The 3921-nt window shown below is 48.9% G+C and carries 3 protein-coding genes; all 3 read right to left on the bottom strand.

The features are described 5' to 3' along the window. Positions 1–1510: TonB-dependent receptor plug domain-containing protein (locus ACTHMC_RS07835; protein ID WP_440412337.1), on the bottom strand; the 1510-nt coding region annotated here is incomplete at its 3' end. Positions 1511–1708: 198 nt separating this feature from the next. Next, positions 1709–2884 (bottom strand): FecR family protein, encoded by a 1176-nt coding sequence (locus tag ACTHMC_RS07830; protein WP_440412335.1) that lies wholly within the window; start codon positions 2882–2884, stop codon positions 1709–1711. Between the two features lie 71 nt (positions 2885–2955). Then, on the bottom strand, positions 2956–3564 hold the full coding sequence (locus tag ACTHMC_RS07825; protein ID WP_440412333.1) for an RNA polymerase sigma factor: 609 nt from the start codon (positions 3562–3564) through the stop codon (positions 2956–2958). Positions 3565–3921 lie beyond the last annotated feature (357 nt).

The following is a 3921-nucleotide window of genomic DNA, read 5'->3' as shown; positions in this document are numbered from 1 at the left end:
AAGGATTCATTCTTGTGTACAGGGAGAATGAGCCGTAGGGTGAATTGTATTCTTTCGTACCCTGGTAACTGGCGTTGTTCCTGAAGGTGATCTTATTGGGGATACGATAGATCAGATTGAAGGCCGCACCGTATCTTTCTCTGCCCGACTCTTTCATGGCTCCTTTGAAATTGGTGTAGTTGCCATCGATGCTGTAGCGCACTTCCTGGTTGCCGCCTTCGGCACGGATACTGTGACCGGTGGTGAAAGTGGATTGCACAGGTTGCTTAAGCCAGTAGGTATTGACACCACTTTGAACGGCCAGCTGCCTGTCGCGGTAAAGATTGTTCAGCTTCATGGTGTAATCGGCCGTCCATGCGGGATCTGCATCACCATTGTATTGATAGATGCCTGCGAGTTTCTCGAATTCCAGTTTCTCCGATGCATTCATGAGGTTGTAATCCGAGAGATCAACCAGGGTGGCGGAGCCTCTGAAGTCGTAGGAGACGGTGAACTTCCCTGATTTCGGAAGCCTTGTTTCAATCACCAGCACACCGTTGCCGGCGCGGCTTCCGTAAAGGATGGTAGCGCTGGCGTCTTTGAGGATGGAAATGGATTCAATGCGGTTCACATCCATATCGTAGAGTTGCTGCAGCGTTCCCTGGAATCCATCGATGATGATCAGCGGCAGGTTTACATTGCTGCCCACACTGCTGATGCCACGGATATTGATATCGGGGATCCTGTTGGGATCGGAACCTGCAGCATTATTTTCCTGGATCCTGAATGCAGGGTCCAGTGTCTGGATCACGGAGAAGATATTGTTGTTATTGAATTTCTGCAGTTCCTTACGGGTGATGGTAGTGGAAGCACCCGTGAAGGTTTCTTTCTTCCTGGTGAAATAACCTGTTACCACCACATCTTTCGCAGCCATGGACTCTTTCAGGTTCACTTCCAGTTTGAGAGTGGTTTGTTTATCTGTCAGTTTTATTTCCTGTGGTTCGGAACTTACATGGGTGATGAGCAGGGTGGCGCCCGGGCGTACCCTGAGGCGGAATTCACCGCGTTCATTGGTGGCGGTTGCATTTTGTACAACACCTTTCTCCTGAACGGTGGCTCCTGCGAGCGGGCTGGAAGATCCTGTTCCATCTTTCAGTAAGATGACGCCGGAAATGATCTGCGCAGGAATCGTGTCTGCTATGATCAGCAATGGCGCCGGAGTGGGAGGGATCTCCGTTTTCCTGGACGACAATACAATGGTCTTTTCCTCGAACCTGGCTTTGATGCCGGTGCCTTTCAATACGGTGGTGATGAATTGCTCCAGTGGCATATTGTCTGCGCTCACAGTAATACAGCAGGCACTTCTGAGCAGGTCCTTGTTTGCCCAGTACGTAAAGCCGGTTTGTTTGTTGACGGCCAGCAGTACTGTTTTCAGCGACACATTCTTTGCCGAAAAGCTGATGGTTTGGGATGATGCCATTACTGAAGCACTCAGCATGGCAACAAGCAGAACAGCAGTGGTAAGTTTCATAATGAACTTGATGGGGAGAGGGATCCGGTCACGCTTGAAAACAGACCTTAAAGCAGGGGCATGACGATTTCTCCAATTAACAGTTAATTGCATACATTCGCATTGTTTGGTTTTTTAAAAGGTGCCTAGCCTTGTATAGAAATCAAATCCGCCGGGAATGCGTCAACATTTCCGGTTTTTGTTTGATAACAGCCGCTGTTATTTTTTACTGATGATCAGGGTCCTTCCTTCCTGTCTCACTTCAATATCCATATCCCTGAGTGATTTGATAATGCCCGAGAGTTTCATGCTTCTGCTCACCATTCCTTCAAATTGTTCCACTGGTATGGGGCCCTCATATTTTACGGACACATCATACCATCTTTCAATGAGCTTCATTACCTGTTGAAGATTGAGGTCATCAAAACTGAAATAGCCATTCTTCCAGGCCAGTATTTTATCCAGGTCAACTGCAGGCAATACCTTTATAGGCGCCGATGCCTGGAAACGAGCCTGCTGTCCGGGCTTCAGCAGGGCAGGAGTGAACCCTGCCGAAATGATCTTCACTGAGCCCGATGCCAGGGTAGTGTTGATGGATGATTCATCATCATAGGCGTTCACATTGAAGGAAGTGCCGAGGACCTGTACTTCCATTCCTTTTACATTCACATTGAAGGGGAGTGCAGGTTGGGCCGTAACTTCGAAATACACTTCTCCTGTTATTCTTACCACTCTCTCGTTACCGGTGAAGTTGACCGGGTATTCAAGGGAGCTGCCTGCGTTGAGCCAGGCTTTTGAGCCGTCGGCAAGTGTCATTATATATTGTCTTCCGTTTGGCGTGCTTACTTTATTCCATCCTGTTGCTGAGGAGGTTTGTCCGGCTAACAGATGGCCGTTCCGGATGCTGAGGTCCGATCCGTCAGGAGTGGCGATAGCGCCGTCTTTCAGGGTGTCCAGCAGAATGGTGGAGCCGTTGGCAAGCGTGAGGATGGCGCCACTGGAGGCAGGGTTGATATCTGCCACTACAGGTGCAGGTATTGTTTTTTCAGGTGATGGCTGATTGATGTACCAGAGGCTGGCGGCCCCGGTGATGATAACGGCAGCTGCCGCCCACCACCAGCGGGAATTGGTACTGCGGGATGGCATGGTACGGATGATGGCAGGTTGAACCGGTGTTTCCGGTGCCATGATCGCGGCCATGATCTCTTCGGAGGATTGTTCCGGCAGTAATTGAATACCGGCCGTGTTTTGCGCCATCATCCGGCCAATGGCTTCCTGCGCGGAATTTTTATTGGCGGGGTCGGCCAGGTATACCATTAATGTCTCGCGGTCTGAAGCGGACAATTCATTTCCGGCAAGCTTGCTCAGCAGCAGTTCGAGTTGTTTTGGATTCATCGTTGTTTATTGATGCTGTATATAAAGAGCTGCGCAATGGCAACGATGGGTCAATGAAGCGGAATTTTTTTTTATTTCAGGTGAAAGCACAGAAAAATTGCGATGGCCGGGGTAAGGTCGAGGTGCAATAAACAAAAGGTGCGTATGCTCCTGGTAGCGAGGCTCAGATGCCGTTTCACGGTCTCGGGATGAAGCCCCAGCTGTTGTGCAGCTTCCGCCCGTGAAAGCCCCTGTTGTTTGATGAGGATATACACCTGTTGCTGCTGTGGTGGAAGTTGCCGGATGGCCTGCTCAAGGAGCTTGTGATAATCTTTTTCGAGGATGGCGGAAAGTATATTTTCTCCTGATTCAGTATTTCCGTTGGATTCCTGCCAGGCTTTGTGCTTTTTTTCATGTTGTGCCTGCGCATGCAGGGAACGGTATACTGCATTCCGGGTGATGATGAAGAGATAGGCATCGAGGTCATCCACCTGCGCTACTTTTTCCCTGGATTTCCAGACCTGCAGGAATACATCCTGCACTATCTCTTCTGCAAGCGTGGAAGTGGAAGTAAAAAGAAGGGCATTGGTATATACTGTATGCTTGTAGCGGTTGAACAGGATATTGAAAGCGCTATGGCTTCCCTGCCCCAGTTGTATGAGTAATACGGGAATATCCTGATGGTCCGTGGTTTGCTCCAATGCTACAGCAGTTTGTAATGTTTGGTGAAGAGATGATTACAGGAAAGGCGACTGATGGCGTGAGGGGTAAAGATACGTGTAATGATAATGGAAAAAACTATTGCGGTAGTTGTCATTTTTTTATGGAGGCTATTGGTGATTTTTGTATTTTAGCTCCAACCATTTCAACCTGCCCCATCACTCCGGGGCAATTGGCCTGTGGCAACCTTATTTTCTGCTGAAAATTTTACTTTATCTAATTTTGTGCTGTTGGCCGCCGAAACATTACATAATGAAAGAGAACTGCTTATCAGGATTGCCGAAGGCGATGAGACCGCTTTTGCTTCCCTCTTTCATTTTTACACGGCGCGGCTGCAC

Source organism: Pseudobacter sp., from assembly GCF_051955275.1.
In the GTDB taxonomy this organism is placed as follows: domain Bacteria; phylum Bacteroidota; class Bacteroidia; order Chitinophagales; family Chitinophagaceae; genus Pseudobacter.
Note: the sequence above shows the minus strand (reverse complement) of the source record. Positions and strands in the feature narration are given on the sequence as shown.